Annotated in this window: 13 protein-coding genes and 1 pseudogene; 6 read left to right on the forward strand and 8 right to left on the reverse strand. The window is 64.7% G+C overall.

Going from position 1 to position 18601, the window contains the following annotated elements:
* The first annotated feature begins 4 nt into the window (after nt 1-4).
* Nucleotides 5-1561, forward strand: a complete 1557-nt coding sequence (locus tag IVA82_RS24200) for an MDR family MFS transporter (RefSeq protein WP_247389855.1) — start codon at nt 5-7, stop codon at nt 1559-1561.
* Nucleotides 1562-1771: 210 nt separating this feature from the next.
* Here IVA82_RS24200 and IVA82_RS24205 read toward each other — a convergent pair whose 3' ends face one another.
* From IVA82_RS24205 to pcaF, 5 genes are all read right to left on the reverse strand, one after another.
* Nucleotides 1772-2836 carry an ecdysteroid 22-kinase family protein gene (locus IVA82_RS24205; protein ID WP_247389856.1) on the reverse strand — a complete coding sequence of 355 codons (1065 nt, stop codon included), beginning with the start codon at nt 2834-2836 and terminating at the stop codon, nt 1772-1774.
* A gap of 76 nt (nt 2837-2912) precedes the next feature.
* Complete coding sequence (locus IVA82_RS24210; protein WP_247389857.1) at nt 2913-4604, reverse strand: HAMP domain-containing methyl-accepting chemotaxis protein; 1692 nt, start codon at nt 4602-4604, stop codon at nt 2913-2915.
* 259 nt (nt 4605-4863) lie between these two features.
* Nucleotides 4864-5466 (reverse strand): protocatechuate 3,4-dioxygenase subunit alpha, encoded by a 603-nt coding sequence (gene pcaG, locus IVA82_RS24215; protein WP_247389858.1) that lies wholly within the window; start codon nt 5464-5466, stop codon nt 4864-4866.
* 1 nt (nt 5467) lies between these two features.
* A complete protein-coding gene (pcaH, locus tag IVA82_RS24220; protein ID WP_247389859.1) occupies nt 5468-6169 on the reverse strand; it encodes a protocatechuate 3,4-dioxygenase subunit beta in 702 nt (233 codons plus the stop codon).
* Between the two features lie 307 nt (nt 6170-6476).
* The gene (pcaF, locus tag IVA82_RS24225) at nt 6477-7685 is read right to left on the reverse strand and encodes a 3-oxoadipyl-CoA thiolase (protein WP_247389860.1); all 1209 of its coding nucleotides are present in this window, start codon (nt 7683-7685) and stop codon (nt 6477-6479) included.
* Nucleotides 7686-8039: 354 nt separating this feature from the next.
* Between pcaF and mutS the strand changes: the two genes are divergently transcribed.
* A complete protein-coding gene (mutS, locus tag IVA82_RS24230; RefSeq protein ID WP_247389861.1) occupies nt 8040-10778 on the forward strand; it encodes a DNA mismatch repair protein MutS in 2739 nt (912 codons plus the stop codon).
* 97 nt (nt 10779-10875) lie between these two features.
* On the opposite strand, the gene IVA82_RS24235 is transcribed toward mutS, so the two are convergent.
* Both IVA82_RS24235 and IVA82_RS24240 read right to left on the reverse strand, forming a co-directional pair.
* Nucleotides 10876-11673, reverse strand: a complete 798-nt coding sequence (locus tag IVA82_RS24235) for a hypothetical protein (RefSeq protein ID WP_247389862.1) — start codon at nt 11671-11673, stop codon at nt 10876-10878.
* Between the two features lie 260 nt (nt 11674-11933).
* Nucleotides 11934-12443: an OsmC family protein gene (locus IVA82_RS24240; protein ID WP_247389863.1), complete on the reverse strand. Its 510-nt coding sequence runs from the start codon at nt 12441-12443 to the stop codon at nt 11934-11936.
* A 272-nt stretch (nt 12444-12715) separates the two neighbouring features.
* On the opposite strand from IVA82_RS24240, the gene IVA82_RS24245 reads away from it, so the two are divergent.
* Nucleotides 12716-15505: a [protein-PII] uridylyltransferase gene (locus tag IVA82_RS24245; RefSeq protein ID WP_247389864.1), complete on the forward strand. Its 2790-nt coding sequence runs from the start codon at nt 12716-12718 to the stop codon at nt 15503-15505.
* Between the two features lie 146 nt (nt 15506-15651).
* Here IVA82_RS24245 and IVA82_RS24250 read toward each other — a convergent pair whose 3' ends face one another.
* The gene (locus IVA82_RS24250; RefSeq protein WP_247389865.1) at nt 15652-16182 is read right to left on the reverse strand and encodes a methylated-DNA--[protein]-cysteine S-methyltransferase; all 531 of its coding nucleotides are present in this window, start codon (nt 16180-16182) and stop codon (nt 15652-15654) included.
* 97 nt (nt 16183-16279) lie between these two features.
* On the opposite strand from IVA82_RS24250, the gene IVA82_RS24255 reads away from it, so the two are divergent.
* From IVA82_RS24255 to IVA82_RS24265, 3 genes and pseudogenes are all read left to right on the forward strand, one after another.
* Nucleotides 16280-16636 (forward strand): DUF1304 domain-containing protein, encoded by a 357-nt coding sequence (locus IVA82_RS24255; RefSeq protein ID WP_247389868.1) that lies wholly within the window; start codon nt 16280-16282, stop codon nt 16634-16636.
* A 134-nt stretch (nt 16637-16770) separates the two neighbouring features.
* Entirely contained in the window at nt 16771-17997 is a 1227-nt protein-coding gene (locus IVA82_RS24260; RefSeq protein ID WP_247389866.1) for an ABC transporter substrate-binding protein, read from the forward strand.
* 363 nt (nt 17998-18360) lie between these two features.
* A pseudogene (locus IVA82_RS24265) lies at nt 18361-18601 on the forward strand (IS110 family transposase); the annotation flags it as partial.

Here is an 18601-nt window from a genome sequence, read left to right on the forward strand (position 1 = left end):
TCCCGTGTCCGGCCCCAACGCCCACCTGATGGTCCCCGGCCTGCGCCGGAACATGGTGACGATCTGCGCCATGACCGCGACCATCATGCAGGCGCTGGACACCACTATCGCCAACGTCGCCCTGCCCTATATGCAGGGCACGCTGTCGGCGTCGCAGGATCAGATCAATTGGGTGCTGACCTCCTACATCGTCGCCGCCGCGATCATGACAGCCCCGGTGGGCTGGATCTCCAACCGCTTCGGCCGCAAGCGCATCTTCATCATCTGCGCCGCGGGTTTCACCCTCGCCTCCGTGCTGTGCGGGCTCGCGCAAGACATCAACCAGATGGTGCTGTTCCGCCTGCTGCAAGGCGTGTTCGGCGCCGCACTGGTGCCGCTGTCGCAATCGGTGATGCTCGACTATTACACGCTGCAGGAACGCGCCAAGGCGATGTCGATCTGGGGCATGGGCGTGATGATGGGGCCGATCATGGGTCCTTCGCTCGGCGCCTGGCTTACCGAGACCTATTCTTGGCACTGGGTGTTCTTCGTCAATCTGCCGTTCGGCGCCATCACCGTGCTCGGACTGATCATCTTCATGGACGAGACCAGGAAGGATCTGAGCCTCAAATTCGACTGGTTCGGCTTCGCAGCGCTGGCGATCGCGATCGGCGCGCTCCAGCTCGCGCTCGACCGCGGCGAGCAGCTGGGCTGGCTCGAATCGAACGAGATCATCGCGGAGTTCATCGTCTCGGCGGTCGCCTTCTACTTCTTCGTCGCGCACTCCTTCACGACCGCGACGCCGTTCATCCGCTTCGCGCTGTTTGGGGATCGCAACTTCGTCACCGGCTGCGTGTTCATGGTCGTGATGGGGCTGGTGCTGTTCTCGACCATGGCGCTGGCCTCGCCCTACATGCAGAACGTGATCGGCTACCCCATCATCACCGCCGGCCTGCTGCTGGCGAGCCGCGGCTTCGGCACCTTCTTCGCCATGATGCTGGTCGGCCGCATGATGCGCTATTTCGAGGCGCGCACGCTGATCATTGCGGGCCTGACGCTAACCGCGGGCTCGCTGTTCCAGATGACCGGCTGGACCGACCTCACCCAGGTGCCGGAGATCGTGACCGTCAGCGTCATCCAGGGCTTTGGCTTCGGGCTGGTCTTCGTGCCGCTCTCGACCGTGGCGTTCCTGACCCTGTCGAACGAGCTGCGCACCGACGGCACCGCGATGCTGACCCTGATGCGCAACGTCGCGAGCTCGGTCGGCATTTCCATCGTCATCGCGCAGCTGACGCAGGGAACGCGGCGGACCTATGCGATCCTCTCGGAGCACATCAACCCGTTCAACCACGCGCTGCAGATGCCCGACGTCAGCGGCATGATCAATCTCTCCACCGACGCCGGCCGCGCCATGGCCGACAGAATGGTCAACGTGCAGGCACAGATCATTTCCTTTGCGCATGACTACCAGCTGGTGATGATCTTCATCCTCTGCACCATCCCGCTCGCCTTGCTGATCGGCTCGACCAAGGCCACGCTTCGCAAGCAGGCGGCGGGGCCGGAACATGCGGTGATGGAGTAGGCGTACGGTCGATCGGCAATCTTCGCTGTCGTCCCGGACAAGCGAGCGAAGCGGAGCGCTGATCCGGGGCCCATATCCACAGGCAGACGTGGTTGCGGGGACTCGGAGTTACCATCTTCGCATGATGATTCCGTCCAGGGATTATGGGTCCCGGATCGGCGCGCGCTTTAGGCGCGCTTGTCCGGGACGACACTGACGGTGGAGCGCGAGTTACCCCAGAAACTCCTCGCACCCCAAATCCTCGACCGCCATCATCACGCGCTCCATATTATTCCACCAGATTCCCGACGGGATGTTGACGCTCCATTGCCAGACGGGCTTGGTGATATGCCAGAGCACCGACCAGCGATAATCCTGGTCGAGCGCGCCGCGCGTATATCCAGTGATGCCGTGCGCGATCAGCGTATCATGGTAGCGATTGAGCAGCGCCCGCTCGAGTGCCTGCCGACGTTCCGGATACCATTGCGTCGCCATCATGTAGGCAAGGTCGCTGGTCGGCACGCTGATGCGCCACTGGTCGAAATCGAAGATGCGGACGGTATCAGTAACGCCAGCGGACGGCAGCAGGAAGTTCCAGCTATGCGCACCGCCATGCGCGATAGTCACATTGCGACGCGAATGGTAACGCCCAAACAGCCGCCCCGACTGCTCGATGAATCGGCGGTAGAGGATGCGGCGCTCCTCGCTGAGGCGGTCGCCGAGCAGGTCGGCGAAGCGGTCGTAATGGCCCGCGAACGTCTCCATCAGGCTGGTACTCTCGTCGGTGCTCATCCAGGCGCCGACGGTTTCGCCGAGACTGCTGTGATCCCACCAGGCCGCGTGCATCCGCGCGAGCGCCGTGACAATCGCCATCGCCTGGTCGCGCGAGGGCGGCAGCGGCCACTGGGATGCAATCTCATGGCTATCGGTGAGATCTTCGAGCAGGAGGTGCCAAGTCTCGTTTTCCTCGTCAAAGCTTCCATCGAAGCAGCGCGGCACGAGCCCCGGCGGCATTTTCGGCGAAAGCTGCGTATAGAACGCCACTTCGCGCCGGCCGGCATTGGCGAGCGTCCGTGCATAGGACGGATGCGCCATCTTGAGGATCAGAGATTGCGGCGCGCCGGCGGACTCTCCGACATAGCGCAGCCCGAGCCGAACGATGTGCGATATAATTGTGTCGCGCTCATGCAGCACCTTCACTTCGCGCACGGCGCCGGCGTCCAGCGCGCCGGCCTTGCGCAGCGCCGCGGTGAGGCGTGCCGCGTCCGTCACCTCCGGCAATCCCGAATCTGTCATGAGCGCCCGACGCCCGTCGCGTTGCTCCATTCTGCACAACCACGCTGCCGGACGCCAGCGGCCCTGGAGCAGCCGGCTAGCCCGCCGCCGTCGAGTCTCGTACCGTCCGGACCACGACCGACCGCAGCGCTTCGAGATTGGCCGCCATGCCGGCGATGGCCTGCCTGACCTCCGCGGCGCGCTCGTTCACCGAGCCGGCGTCGCGGCTGACATTGGCGATCTTGGCCGAGACTTCCTTCGCGGAGGAGGCCGATTCGGAAATCGACCGGGCGATCTCACGTGTTGCCGCGTCCTGTTCCTGCATCGCCGCGGCAACCGACGCCGCGACCCCATCGATCTCGACGATGTGGCCTCCCATGGTCTCGACGGCGTCGACCGCGGCCTGCGTCGAGGCCTGGATCTCGGCGATCAGGCGCGCGATCTCCTCGGTCGATTTCGCGGTCTGATCGGACAGCGATTTCACTTCGGCTGCAACCACCGCAAAGCCGCGGCCGGCTTCGCCGGCGCGCGCCGCCTCGATCGTGGCATTGAGCGCCAGGAGGTTGGTCTGGCCGGCGATGCCACCAATGAGGTCGGTGACCTCGGCAATCTTCTTCACCGATCCGGCCAGCGCCTGAATGGTCGAGCGCGCCTGCTCGCGGCCGGAGACCGCCGATTTGGTGACGGTGCTGGTCCGTGCGACCTGCATCGCGATCTCGCGGATCGAGGCGCTCAGCTCCTCGGCCGCAGCCGAGACGGTTTGCGAACTGCTCAGGGCCTGGGTGGACGCCGAAGCCACCGCCTGCGACTCCGTGGACAACGATCGGGCAATCTCGGAGAGGCTGGAGGCGGCCCGCTCAACGCCCTGGGTCGCAGCGCTCGCGGTGTCAACCGAGCGGCCGGTTTCCCGCTCCACGGTCTCGGCCATCTGGTGCAGGGCACCGCGCTTGGCGAGCGCCGCCTCCTGCTCCTTCTGCAGCTGTTCTTTGCGCAGCCGGGCATTGTCGACCGCCGCCTGCTTGAACACGAGCAGGGCGCCCGCCATCGACCCGACCTCGTCCCGACGGTGTGCGAAGGGGATGTCGGCGGCGAGGTCACCGGTCGCAAGCTTCTGCATGGTATCCGTCATGCGCACGATCGGGCGCACCACGCCGAGCGCGACGCCGAGCAGACCGGCGGCAATGAAGGCCAGGACGGCAGCGGACACGCCGAGGAGGATGTAGAGCATGGAGCTGTCGCGGTCCGCGGCCAGCTTCTCCATGTCGGCATTCTGCTTGTTGGCGTTTTCGACGATGCTGTCGACGACCGCGCGATGCGCGGTGTAGGCGTCCTTGAGCTGCGCATAGGCGCGCTCGGAAGCGGCGCTGTCCTTGGCCTTGAGGGCCGGCAGGAGCTGGTCGGAGAGCAGCTTCCAGAACTTCTGCACCTCGGCGTCGGATTTCGACACCAGCGCCGTTTTCAGATCGGCCGAGAGGCTGGAGGCGACCCAGAATGCCTTGCGCTCGTCATAATCCTTGCGGAGCTGGACCAGCCGCTCGCCATGGGCCGCCAGCTGATCCGGCTCGCGCATGGCCAGCGTCGCCTCGAGGTAGGCCTCGATCACGTATTCCGGCGGCGGCAGGATGTCGGCGATCAGATCGTTGCCGAGCTTGATGTCGGAATAGAGCGGGCCGCCGACCTTCAGTTCTTTCAAGGCATAGAGGCTGGTGGAGACCACCGCCGTGAAACCGAGAGCCAGGACGAGCCCGAACGCAATGATCGCCGAAGAAAGCGGAAGACGAATTTTCATGGAACAATCCGATCGCGCAGGTCGAAATCCCAACGGAGTCTAAACGACTGCGGTAAACGCGGGATTGCTACGCGCTGAAATTGTATCGCGCGGACTCCGGAAAACTACGGGAAAACGGGGTCAGGGCTTTCTAATACGGAGGATAGTATTCCTCCTCCCTCTGGCCGTGGTCCTGGATCGGCGCTTCGCCCGGACGACGCTACGCGTTGCCAAGAGCTGCGCTTGTCCGGGACGGCAGCGGAGATCGACGTCCGCCCCCTCACACGTCGAAAAACACCGTCTCGTCGCCGCCCTGGAGCCGCAGGTCGAGGCGATAGACCGGCTTGCCGGCCTCGCGCATGGCGATCAGCGTGGCGCGGCGCTCAGTGGGCACCACCGCCAGCACCGGATCGGCGGCGTTGCCGGCCTCGTCGCTGAAATAGATGCGGGTGTAGAGATGCCGCAGCATGCCGCGGCCGAACACCGCAAGCAGGATATGCGGCGCCTGCGGCTTGCCGTCCGGATCCGGCACCACGCCGGGCTTGATGGTCTCGAAGGAATACTTGCCGTCCTTGTCGGTGCCGCAACGGGCGAAGCCGCGGAAGCTCGCATTCGGCAGTGCACGCTTGTCCTGCGGATCGGCAAAGCGCCCCTGCGCGTCGGCCTGCCAGATCTCCAGCATGCAATCCGGCACGGCGATGCCGTCGCCGTCGAACACGCTGCCCTCGATGCGGACGCGGTCGCCGGAGACGTCGGGCGTGAGTGTGGAGTTGGTGAAGGCATCGTTCCAGGCGTACTCGCCGTTCGGCGTCAGGCCGTATTTGAAGAACGGACCGACCGTCTGCGATGGCGTGATCCCGTTATCCTTCTCGTTGTCCTGCACGTTACTTGGTCTCCATTGGGGTCGCGTTCTTGCCGCGCAGCACGATGTCGAAGCGGTAGCACAGCGCCCATTCGGGCTGGGTATTCTCGAGGTCGAATGACGAGACCATCCGCGCTCGCGCCTTCTCGTCCGGCACCGAGTTGAAGATCGGATCGAACGGGAACAGCGGATCGTTCGGGAAATACATCTGCGTCACCAGGCGCGTGACGAAGGAATGGCCGAACACCGAGAGATGAATGTGGGCCGGCCGCCAGGCATTGTGATGATTGCCCCAGGGGTAAGCGCCGGGCTTGATGGTGACGAAGCGGTAGTAACCGGAAGCATCGCTTTGCGTGCGGCCCGCGCCCGTGAAATTCGGATCGAGCGGCGCCGGATGCTGGTCGCGGACATGGACGTAGCGGCCGCAGGAATTGGCCTGCCAGATCTCGACCAGCGAGTTCGGCACGCCGCGGCCGTCCTCGTCGCGCACATGGCCGTGCACGATGATGCGCTCGCCGAGCGGCTCGTCGGCATGCTGGTGAGTGAGATCGTTGTCGCCTTCACGCACGGTCTCGTGGCCATAGACCGGCCCGGTCAGCTCCGACAGGGTGTGGCGCATCGGGATCAAGGGCTTGTTCGGCGCACGCTTGATCGAACTCTTGTACTCGGGCGTCAGCGGCAGCGGATGCGCCTTGTTGCTGTCGACGGGATAGATGAATGTCATCGGCGAACTCCTCCCCGGCCATTTCGGTCCAGCCGGTCAACGCTTCCGCCAATCATTATAGGATATAACTAATTGGGGGAAGCGGTTCCTTCCGCTCTCGCTTGCGCACGAGGTTAAACCAGAATGACGACCGCGCGTAAGACGCCGACGTTTCCACATCGTCATGGCCGGGCTTGTCCCGGCCATCCGCGACCTTTTATGCGGCCCCAAGAATGTGGATGCCCGGGACAAGCCCGGCCATGACGAATTCGTGGAGACAGGCCCCTCACCCAACCCTCTCCGCGCAGGCCTGGAGAGAGGACAGAGTTCAGTTCAGCTTCTCGATCGCAACCGCGACGCCTTGGCCGACGCCGACGCACATGGTGGCGAGAGCGAGCTTGCCGCCGCGCTTTTCCATGCCGTGCACGGCGGTGAGCACGAGGCGGGCGCCGCTCATGCCCAGCGGATGTCCGAGCGCGATGGCGCCGCCATGCGGATTGACGAAATCGGCATCGTCGGCAACGCCGAGCTGGCGCATGCAAGCAATGCCCTGCGAGGCAAAGGCTTCGTTGAGCTCGATCAGGTCGAAATCGCTGATCTTCTTGCCGAGACGCTCCATCAGCTTGCGGGTCGCCGGCACTGGGCCGATGCCCATGATGCGCGGCGGCACGCCGGCCGAGGCAAGGCCGAGGATACGGGCGCGGGGTGTCAGGCCGTGCTTCTTCACAGCCGCCTCGGAGGCGAGGATCACCGCGGCGGCGCCGTCATTGACGCCGGAGGCATTGCCGGCGGTGACAGTGCCGGGATTGCGCACGATCGGTTTCAGTTTCGTGAGGGCTTCGAGCGTGGTCTCAGGACGCGGATGCTCGTCCTTGTCGACAGTGATCGGGCCGGCCTTGCCACCAGAAATGGTGATCGGGATGATCTCTTCGGCAAAATAGCCTGCGGCAATCGCGGCGCCCGCGCGCTGCTGCGAGCGGATCGCGAAGGCGTCCTGGTCGGCACGCGAGACCTGGAATTCCTCGGCGACGTTCTCGCCGGTCTCCGGCATGGCGTCGACGCCATACTGCGCCTTCAGCAGAGGATTGATGAAGCGCCAGCCGATGGTGGTGTCGAAGATCTCGGCAGAGCGCGAGAAAGCTTCCTGTGCCTTGCCCATCACGAACGGCGCCCGTGTCATGGATTCGACGCCGCCGGCAATCGCCAGATCGATCTCGCCGGAGCGGATGGCGCGGCCGGCAGCGCCCACGGCATCGAGCCCGGAGGCACAGAGGCGATTGAGCGTTTGGCCGGGAACCGAATCCGGCAGCCCCGCAAGCAGCAGCGCCATGCGCGCGACGTTGCGATTATCCTCGCCGGCCTGGTTGGCGCAGCCGAAGAAGACTTCGTCGACCTGCGACCAGTCGAGATTGGGGTGCTTGGCCATCAACGCCTTGATCGGAGTGGCGGCCAGATCATCGGCGCGCACCTTGGCGAGGGAGCCGCCGAAGCGGCCGATCGGAGTCCGCACGGCATCGCAGATAAAGACGTCACGCATTGCTGTTCTCCCAAAATGCCGCGGTTCGGCCAGAATTCTTCAATGACGGCGGAGTTTTAGGAGCGCGCCCGCGGCAGGTCAATTGACGGTTTCGCGGGTGATGCATGTGAACCCCAGCCGTCATTCCGGGGCGCCCCACCGGGTCCGCGCGAAGCGCGGCCTGATGGGGCGGGCCCGGAATCCATAGGGCCGCAGAGACCGCTGATGAATGGATTCCGGGCCTGCGCCTAGCGGCGCGTCCCGGAATGGGTGTGACACTCGTACGTATCCCGTCGTGCGGACAACGTGGAAAACCTCCCCTCCCCGGCCAAAGCGATAGGACCGAGCGGCGAAATTTTGTAGGTTGCGCGGCCCATGACATTACAACAATCCATCCCCGCGCCAGAGCCTGAACCGACGCCCGCGCCGCAAGCCGAAGCCGCCGCGCGCGTCACGCCGATGATGGAACAATATCTGGAGATCAAGGCGGCCCATCCGGGCCTGCTGCTGTTCTACCGGATGGGCGACTTTTACGAGCTGTTCTTCGACGACGCCGAGATCGCCTCCAGGACGCTTGGCATCGTGCTGACCAAGCGCGGCAAGCATCAGGGCGCGGATATCCCCATGTGCGGCGTTCCGGTCGAGCGTTCCGAGGATTATCTGCACCGCCTCATCACTGCCGGGCACCGGGTCGCTGTGTGTGAGCAGACCGAGGATCCCGCCGCGGCCAAGGCGCGCGGCAACAAGAGCGTGGTGCGCCGCGGCGTGGTGCGGCTGGTGACGCCTGGCACGCTGACGGAAGACACGCTGCTGGATGCGCGCGCCAACAATTATCTGCTGGCGATCGCGCGCGCCCGCTCCTCTGCCGGCGGCGACCGCTTTGGCCTCGCCTGGATCGACATCTCGACCGCCGAATTCATGGTGACGGAATGCGCAGGGAGCGAGCTCACCGCGACGCTGGCGCGCATCAACCCGAACGAAGCCATCGTTGCCGACGCGCTCTATAACGACAGCGAGCTCGGTCCGACCTTGCGCGAGCTGCCGGCGGTAACGCCGCTGACTCGCGACGTCTTCGACGGCGCCACGGCCGAGAAGCGTCTGTGCGATTACTTTGCGGTCGCAACCATGGACGGGCTGGCGCAGCTGACGCGGCTGGAAGCCACGGCCGCGGCCGCCGCCGTCACCTATGTCGACCGCACCCAGGTCGGCAAGCACCCGCCACTGCCGCCGCCCGCGCGCGAGAGCTCGGGCGCCACCATGGCGATCGATCCGGCCACCCGCGCCAATCTCGAACTGACGCGGACGCTCGCGGGCGAGCGACGCGGCTCGCTGCTCGATGCCATCGACTGCACGGTGACGTCGGCCGGCTCGCGCCTGCTGGCGCAGCGGCTGGCCGCGCCCTTGACCGATGCGACAGCAATCGCACGGCGGCTCGATGCCGTCAGCAGCTTCGTTGCGGATTCGGCAGCGCGCGACGACATCCGCAGCATCCTGCGCGGCGCGCCCGACATGTCACGGGCGCTGGCCCGTCTCTCGGTCGGCCGCGGCGGCCCGCGCGACCTCGCCGGTCTGCGCGACGGCATCATGGCCGCCGACCAGACGCTGGTGCGGCTTTCCGAGATCGACCAGCCGCCGCAGGAGATCGCTGCGGTGATGGCGGCGCTGCAGCGGCCGTCGCGCGAGCTCGCGGCAGAATTTGCCGGCGCGCTCGACGAGCAGCTACCCCTGATCAAGCGCGACGGCGGCTTCGTACGCCAGGGCTACGAGCCCGCGCTCGACGAAACCCGAAACCTGCGCGACGCCTCGCGCCTGGTGGTGGCGTCGATGCAGGCTCGCTACGCCGACAGCACGGGCGTCAAGGGCCTCAAGATCCGGCACAACAACGTGCTCGGCTATTTCGTCGAGGTCACGGCGCAGCATGGCGACAAGCTGATGTCGCCGCCGCTGAACGCGACCTTCATCCATCGCCAGACACTGGCGGGCCAGGTGCGCTTCACCACGTCCGAGCTCGGGGAGATCGAGGCCAAGATTGCCAACGCCGGCGACCGCGCGCTCGGACTCGAGCTCGAGATCTTCGAGCGGCTCAGCGCCAAGGCGCTGGCGATCAGCGACGATTTGCGCGCTGCCGCGCATGGCTTTGCGCTGCTCGATGTCGCAACGTCGCTCGCCAAACTCGCGGTCGACGAGAACTACGTTCGGCCCGAGGTGGACTCCTCGCTCGGCTTTGCCATCGACGCCGGCCGCCACCCCGTGGTGGAGCAGGCGCTCAAGCGCAACGGCGAACCGTTCATTGCCAATGCCTGCAATCTTTCGCCGGGACCTGCGCAAAAATCCGGCCAGCTCTGGCTGCTCACTGGTCCCAACATGGCGGGTAAATCGACCTTTCTGCGCCAGAATGCGCTGATTGCCCTGCTCGCCCAGATCGGCAGCTTCGTGCCGGCCTCGCGCGCGCGCATCGGCATCGTCGACCGGCTGTTCTCGCGCGTCGGCGCCGCCGACGATCTCGCCCGCGGCCGCTCCACCTTTATGGTGGAGATGGTCGAGACCGCGGCGATCCTGAACCAGGCCGGCGAACGCGCGCTCGTCATCCTCGACGAGATCGGTCGCGGCACCGCGACCTTCGACGGTCTCTCAATCGCCTGGGCCGCAATCGAGCATCTGCACGAGAGCAACCGCTGCCGCACGCTGTTCGCCACGCATTATCACGAGCTGACCGCGCTCTCGGCCAAGCTGCCGCGGATGTTCAACGCCACCGTGCGCGTAAAGGAATGGCAGGGCAATGTCGTGTTCCTGCACGAGGTCCTGCCGGGCTCGGCCGACCGTTCCTACGGAATCCAGGTGGCGAAGCTGGCAGGTCTCCCCCCGGCGGTGATCACGCGCGCAAAATCCGTGTTGGCAAAACTCGAAGCCCAGGACCGCGGCCAGACCGCGCGCGCGCTGGTCGACGATCTGCCGCTGTTCGCCGTCCCCTCGCGCGCCGCCGCCGAAGCTGCTGCGCCGAGCGAAGCCGAACTGTTGATGGAAGCGGTCAAGGCGCTGCACCCGGACGAGATGAGCCCGCGCGAGGCGCTGGATGCGCTCTACGCGTTGAAGGGGAAGCTACCGAAGCAATAGTCGGTGCCGTAGGGTAGGTTAGCCGCAGGCGTAACCCACCACCTTTGTCACCGCGCGAGAAGAGGTGGGTTACGCTTCGCTAACCCACCCTACGAATTCACGCCGCCATTCGCTTCCTTCGCCCGTTCCACCACAGCGTCAAATTCCAGACGATGCAGGTCGCGAGCGCGAGGCTTAGCCCGATCGCCGAACCGAAGTTGAGCGCGCCGACGTGCATCACCGCGATCGCCATACCAAATCCAAGCAGGCCCCAGGCGGAGTTGGCGAGCACGGCCGCAGTCGGCGGACCGCCAATGCGCGGATGCAGGATCACCATGATGCTGGTGAACACGACCGGGTACAGCGCGATGATGCCGCTGATGCCGGGGCCGACCCAGCTCGAGGTCGAGACCACGATGGCGACAAGGGTCGCGACCAGCGCGGCCCGCATCGGAATGTCGTACCAGCGGCGGGTCACCAGCGGCATCTTCACGTGGCGATAGCGCGCGAGCAGCGGAATGCAAATGCCGAACGCAACCAGATTGACGGCGAGCCCTCCGGTGAGCGGCCAATCGAACTGGCGGATGATCGAGGCAAGCACGATCCAGATTGCGACAGCGCTTCCGCAACTCGCGGCAAGCCTACGCCGCTGCGCCAGCACGACATAGGCGAGACACATGAAGATCGTCGCAGCATTGACCGGAAGGCTCGACAGCGCGCCTTGCGCGATGAAGGCGGCGTCATGGTCGAGCGCGAGGAAGACGTAGGACGGACCGGCCGACACCGGCAAGGTCGCGACCAGCGCGCCGATCACCGGGCCGGAGCGCTCCGTGATGACCGACGCCGACACGACAAACGCCGCCGCGATCGCCATGCGCAGGAGAAGGATGAGGATGAAGTGGAGTTCGGGGGACATTTTTTTCTTTACCCTCCCCTGGAGGGCGGGGTGATCGCATATGGACTGATCTTGTTGTGGCCGATCCTTCGAGACGCCCGCCTTGGGGCGGGCCCTCAGGATGAGGATGGAGTCCGCGGTAGCCGGTTCAACGGACGCCGATGCCGCTTAGCCTCATCCTGAGGAGACCGCGGAGTTGTCGTCTCGAAGGACGAGGCGCGCACTCAGGCCGGCCCAAAGCCCATATGCGATTCCCCTCCTGGAGGGGGAGGGTAAGAGCCTCACATCCGCTGCATCGAGACCAAGACCTTTGGGCCGTTCCTGATGGTCTGATAGACCACGCAATAACGCTCGGTGAGCTTGAGCAGAAGATCGAGCTTGTCCTGCGGAGCGTCCGTGTCGACCTCGAAGCGCAGGCGGATCTCGGCGAAACCGACCGGGGTTTCCTTGTCGACGCCGAGCGTGCCGCGGAAATCGAGATCGCCCTCGGCGTAGACGTTCCCGGTCTTGAGCGGCACCTCGATTGCGGTCGCGACCGATTTCAGCGTGACGCCGGCGCAGGCGACCAGGGCTTCCAGCAGCATGTCGCCGGAGCAGAGCTCGAGGCCGGAGCCGCCGGTGGCCGGATGCAGGCCCGCCATCGCGATGGCACCGCCGGTCTCGACCTTGCAGGCAATGCCGTCGCTGTCGGTAGAGCCCTTGGCCTTCAGCGTGATCAGCGCCGCCTTGGGGTCGGTCTTGTAGCGCTCCTTGATCGGGGCCTGCATCTGGCGCAGCTCTGCGGCGTCCATCTTGTTCTCTCCCGGAAAAATCGCCCCTCGAATACCGGCTTGAGGCGGGATTGTCGACGATGCCGGCCGGCCGCAAGACGGGATCGCCTCTGCGGTCACTGTAATTTTATTGTTTTTCAATGAGTTAGCCTTAGATTTGAGCCGAGAACCCATATCTTCAAGGCAGGCTCGCGGAATACGAATCTGCACGAGCATGCCTTTCCAAGCATGGAACGACTATTGCGAGAGAATGGCGGGTGACAGCGCCTGTCACCTCTTATATCCGGTGAGGCATGGACAGCGTCGCGACCGAGCACAGGGCCGAGGTGGATGATCGCTTTGACAGCGCGCGGATCACCGCCGCGGTCGACTCGCTTGCCCAAAAACACCAGGGACGCGAGGACACGTTCCGCACCGCAGTTGCGCAACTGCTCAAGGCCGAACTGATCGCGGCGCGCGCCGCGGCGCAAGCGATCCTGTTGAAGGACCGCCACGGCCGCCGCTGCGCCGAGCGGCTGTGCCACGTGCAGGACGAGATCATCCGCATCCTGTATTCGGCGGCGACCCGTCATTTTTACCGCTCGCCGATTCCGAGCGGGGCCGAGCGCATGGCGGTGGTGGCGACCGGCGGCTATGGCCGCGGCCTGATGGCACCCGAGTCCGACATCGATCTGCTCTTCATCCTGCCCTACAAGCAGACCGCCTGGGGCGAGCAGGTGGCGGAAGCCATTCTCTATTGCCTGTGGGACATGGGCTTGAAGGTCGGTCACGCCACGCGCTCGGTGGATGAATCGATCCGGCAGGCGCGCGGCGACATGACGATCCGCACCGCGATCCTGGAGACGCGCTTCCTCACCGGCGACAAGCCGCTCTATGAGGAGCTGGTTGCGCGCTTCGACAAGGAAGTGGTGCAAGGCACCGCGTCGGAATTCGTCACCGCAAAGCTTGCCGAGCGCGAGGAACGGCACCGTCGCGGCGGTCAGTCGCGCTATCTGGTGGAGCCCAACGTCAAGGACGGCAAGGGGGCCTTGCGCGACCTGCACACGCTGTTCTGGATCGCGAAGTACGTCTACCGCGTCCGCGACACCGACGAGCTGGTCGAGCGCGGCGTGTTCGACGCGCAGGAATACCGCACCTTCCGCCGCTGCGCCGATTTCCTCTGGTCGGTGCGCTGCAATCTGCATTTCTACTGCAATCGCGCCGAGGAGCGCCTCTCCTTCGACCTCCAGCGCGAGATCGCAGTCCGGCTCGGCTACACCTCACATCCCGGCATGCAGGATGTCGAGCGCTTCATGAAGCACTACTTCCTGGTCGCCAAGGAAGTCGGCAACCTCACCGCCATCCTCTGCGCCAAGCTCGAGGACCAGCAGGCCAAACCCGCGCCGGTGCTGAGCCGGATGATGGCGCGGCTGCGGCCAACCGCCGTGAAGCGGCGCGTGCCCGACAGCGACGACTTCATCGTCGACCACAACCGCATCAACGTCGCCGCGCCCGACGTGTTCAAGCACGACCCGGTCAATCTGATCCGCATCTTCCGCCTGGCGCAGAAGAACAACCTCGCCTTCCATCCGGATGCGATGCGCGACGTGACGCGCTCGCTCGGCCTGATCAACGCGCAGCTTCGCGAAAATCCCGAAGCCAACCGGCTGTTCATGGAGATCCTGACCTCCAACGACGCCGAGACCGTGCTGCGGAGGATGAACGAGACCGGCGTGCTCGGGCACTTCATCCGCGCCTTCGGCAAGATCGTCTCGATGATGCAGTTCAACATGTATCATCACTACACCGTCGACGAGCATCTGATCCGCTGCGTCGGCTTCTTGCAGGACATCGAACGCGGCGGCATCGAGGAGTTCACGCTCGCGAGCGATTTGATGCGCAAGATCCGGCCCGAGCACCGGCCGGTAATCTATATCGTGACGCTGCTGCACGACATCGCCAAGGGCCGGCCCGAGGATCATTCCATCGCGGGGGCCAAGGTGGCGCGCCGGCTCTGCCCGCGGCTTGGCTTCAGCCCGGCCGACACCGAGCTCATCGCCTGGCTGATCGAGGAGCATCTGACCATGTCGACGGTTGCGCAGTCGCGCGACCTGTCGGACCGCAAGACCATCGAGAATTTCGCTGCCGTGGTGCAGTCGGTCGAGCAGATGAAGCTGCTGACGATCCTCACCACCGCCGACATCCGCGGCGTCGGTCCGGGCGTTTGGAACGGCTGGAAGGCGCAGCTGCTGCGCTCTCTTTATTACGAGACCGAGCCGGTGTTGACCGGCGGCTTCTCGGAGGTCGACCGCGGCAAGCGTCTGGCGGCCGCGTACGCCGAATTCCGCATGGCCTTCGCCGAATGGCCGAAGGAGGAGCTCGATGCCTATATCGGCCGGCATTATCCGGCCTACTGGCTCAAGGTCGAGCTGCCGCGAAAGATCCGTCACGCCCGCTTCGTCCGCGCGAGCGAGCAGGCTGGCCACAAGCTTGCGATCAATGTCGGCTTCGACGAGGTGCGCGGCGTCACGGAGCTGACGATCTTCGCCGCCGACCACCCTTGGCTGCTCTCGATCATCGCCGGCGCCTGTGCCTCCGCCGGCGCCAACATCGTCGACGCCCAGATCTACACCACGACCGACGGCCGTGCACTCGACACGATCTCGATCTCGCGCGAGTACGACCGCGATGAGGACGAGGGCAGGCGCGCCACCCGGATCGGCGAGATGATCGAGGACGTGCTGGAAGGCAAGCTGCGCCTGCCGGAGGTAGTGGCGCGTCGCACCGTGCGCAGCAAGGCGCGGCCCTTCGTGATCGAGCCGGAAGTGACCATCAACAATCAATGGTCCGACCGATACACCGTGATCGAGGTGTCCGGCCTCGACCGTCCCGGCCTGCTCTACGAACTGACCACCGCGATCTCGAAGCTCAATCTCAACATCGCCTCGGCCCATGTCGCAACCTTCGGCGAGCGCGCCCGCGACGTGTTCTACGTCACCGATCTGCTCGGCGCGCAGATCAACGCACCGACGCGCCAGGCCGCGATCAAGAGCGCGCTGACCCATGTGATGGCCGGCGACAAGGCGGTTGCGCCGGCGGCGTAAAGGTACTCTCTCCACTCGTCGTTCCGGGGCGCCACACAGCGGCGAACCCGGAATCCATCTCGCGACGAGTGTCGGGGATAAATGGATTCTGGGCTCGCGCTACCCGCGCCCCGGAATGACAAGGAAGAGGTGCCGCGCGACTTCCGCTAAACCTCCACCCCCTCGTGCCGCAGCAGCCAGCGCTTGCGCTCCAGGCCGCCGCCATATTTTACCAAGGAACCGTCGGCGCCGATCAGGCGGTGACAGGGCAGCACGACGCTGATTGGGTTGGAGCCGTTGGCGTGGCCGACGGCCCGGACCGCTTTGGGCATGCCGAGCCTGGCGGCGAGCGCGCCATAGCTCAGCGTGGTGCCGGCGGGGATTTGGGCAAGCGCGGTCCAGACCTTGCGCTGGAACGGCGTGCCGGCGACACGCCATGCGATCGCTGAAAGCTGGCCGAGATCACCTTCGAAATAGCCCGACAGCGCAGCCCGCATGGCCGCGGGCGCAGGCTGGTCACTCAGAGACACCGCGCCATGATGCAGGCGCAACAGCTCGCGCATGCGGTGCTCGTAGTCTTCCCAGTCGAGCGCGCGCAACGCGCCCTCGGCATCGGTGACGAGCAACGCGATCCCGATCGGCGTCGCGAGGCGATCGAGGCCGAAGCTCTCGGGCGAATGTGTCGGTCGGCCGGTCATCGCTTCACCATTGCATCCAAACACGTGTCGCACTTGCCATGCCGGCCATGCTAACGTCCACCCGAAAGCTGACGCTTTGGGGGAGCTCAACTTGATCCTGATCGCCAATGTTCTGGTGGCGCTGGTCGCCGGCCTGCACGTCTTCTTCCTGATCCTGGAAATGTTCCTTTGGGACACGCCGCTGGGCTTGAAAGTCTTCCGCAATACGCCGGAGAAGGCCGAGATCACAAAGGTGCTGGCCGGCAATCAGGGGCTCTATAACGGCTTTCTCGCCGCCGGCCTGATCTGGGGCCTCGTCCACGGCAATCCGGCCTTCGCGTTCCAGATCAAGGCGTTCTTCCTGCTTTGCGTCATCGTGGCCGGCGCCTACGGTGCGGCGACCGTCAGCACGCGCATCCTGATCGTGCAGGCCCTGCCGGCGACGATTGCCCTGGCGGCATTATTCCTGGCCTGAGACGCACCGAGGCAGCGCCGCGATCCTTGCGCGGCGGCGAACGTTCCTCCACAATCTTCGGCAGCGATGGCGACCGTTGCAATCAACGGAAAAAGACCATCGATCGAAAATTCCGTCAGGAGGAACGACCCACCATGAACAATCGCAGAGCCTTCATAGTTGCCACGGCGGCGCTCGCCTTCGCGCTTTCAGCCAACCAAGCCTTCGCACAGAAGAAGTACGACACCGGTGCGAGCGACACCGAGATCAAGATCGGCCAGACCGTGCCGTTCTCCGGGGCCTATTCCGTCTACGCCAATATCGGCAAGACCCAGGCCGCCTACTTCAAGATGATCAACGATCAGGGCGGCATCAACGGCCGCAAGATCAATCTGATCCAGTATGACGACGCCTATTCGCCGCCGAAGACGGTCGAGCAGGTGCGCAAGCTCGTCGAAGGCGACGAGGTGCTGTTCACCTTCCAGCTCATCGGCACTGCAGCCAACGCCGCCGTACAAAAATATCTCAACGGCAAGAAGGTGCCGCAGTTGCTGGCCTCGACCGGCGCCGCACGCTTCAACGATCCGCAGAACTATCCCTGGACCATCGCGTATAATCCCAACTACGTGTCCGAGGGGCGCATCTACGCAAAGTACATTCTCGCCAATCACCCCAACGCCAAGATCGGCGTGCTCTACCAGAACGACGACATGGGCCGCGACTATCTCGCCGGTCTGAAGAGCGGGCTCGGCGACAAGGCCGCCAACATGGTCGTCGGCGAGCTGTCGTACGAGGTCACCGATCCAACCGTCGACTCGCAGGTCGTCAAGTTGAAGTCGATGGGCGTCGACGTGTTCTTCGATGCCTCGACACCGAAATTCGCGGCACAGGCGATCAAGAAGCTTGCCGATCTCGGCTGGACGCCGGTCCACATCCTCGACATCAATGCGAGCCCGATCTCGGCAACGCTGAAGCCGGCTGGCCTCGACATCTCCAAAGGCATCATTTCGACCCAATACGGCAAGGAGCCGGGCGATCCGCAGTGGAAGGACGATCCGGGCGTGAAGGCCTTCTTCGCGTTCATGGACAAGTACTTCCCCGAGGGCGACAAGCTCAACACCGTCAACACCTATGCCTATTCGGTGGCCGAACTGCTAACGCAGGTGCTGAAGCAATGCGGCGACGACCTGACGCGCGAGAACGTCATGAGGCAGGTCGCCAACATCAAGGATTTCACCCCGAGCTTCGCGCTGCCCGGCATCAAGATCAACACCGGGCCGAACGACTACCGCGTCAACAAGCAGATGCAGATGATGAAGTTCAACGGCGAGCGCTGGGAGCTGTTCGGTCCGATCATGGAGGATGCGGGTCCGGCGGGTTAGTGGTTGTTTGATTCTGAAATGCGATCGGCGGCCTTCCAGGCCGCCGTTTTTTTAGCTTCACTGCGCAAATTAGCCACGAGCGCACATGCATCGCCGTCATCCAGAGGTGGCCGCTTCTTCTGCGGCCTTCGAAGGACGACGGCCGGGGTGGTGGCCGTGCAGTAACATCGGGGCCATGCATCCTTCGAGGCTCGCAAGAGCTCGCACCTCAGATCCTATGGGTGGCGGGTGGTCAGGAGAGGTAGGATTAGATTGCAACATCCAGCCTCGGAGGACCAAGATGATCAAGCTCGATCGCACTGAGACACCCGCCGCAGCGGAGCATGCCACGGTTTATCTGGCTTTTGAACTGAGCCAAGCGAAATGGAACTCGGCGTGTTGCTGCCGGGATCGCAGAAGCTGAGCCGCTATACGATCGGTGGCGGCGACCTGGCCGCCTTGACGGCCCGGCTTGCCGACATGCGCAAGAAGGCGGCCGCAGATGGCCGGCCGGTACGTGTTTTGTCGTGCTACGAGGCGGGTCTCGACGGCCACTGGCTGCATCGATGGCTGATGGGACAAAGTGTCATCAACCATGAAATCGATCCCTCCAGCATCGAGGTGA

Source organism: Bradyrhizobium sp. 142, assembly GCF_023074015.1.
Taxonomy (GTDB): domain Bacteria; phylum Pseudomonadota; class Alphaproteobacteria; order Rhizobiales; family Xanthobacteraceae; genus Bradyrhizobium.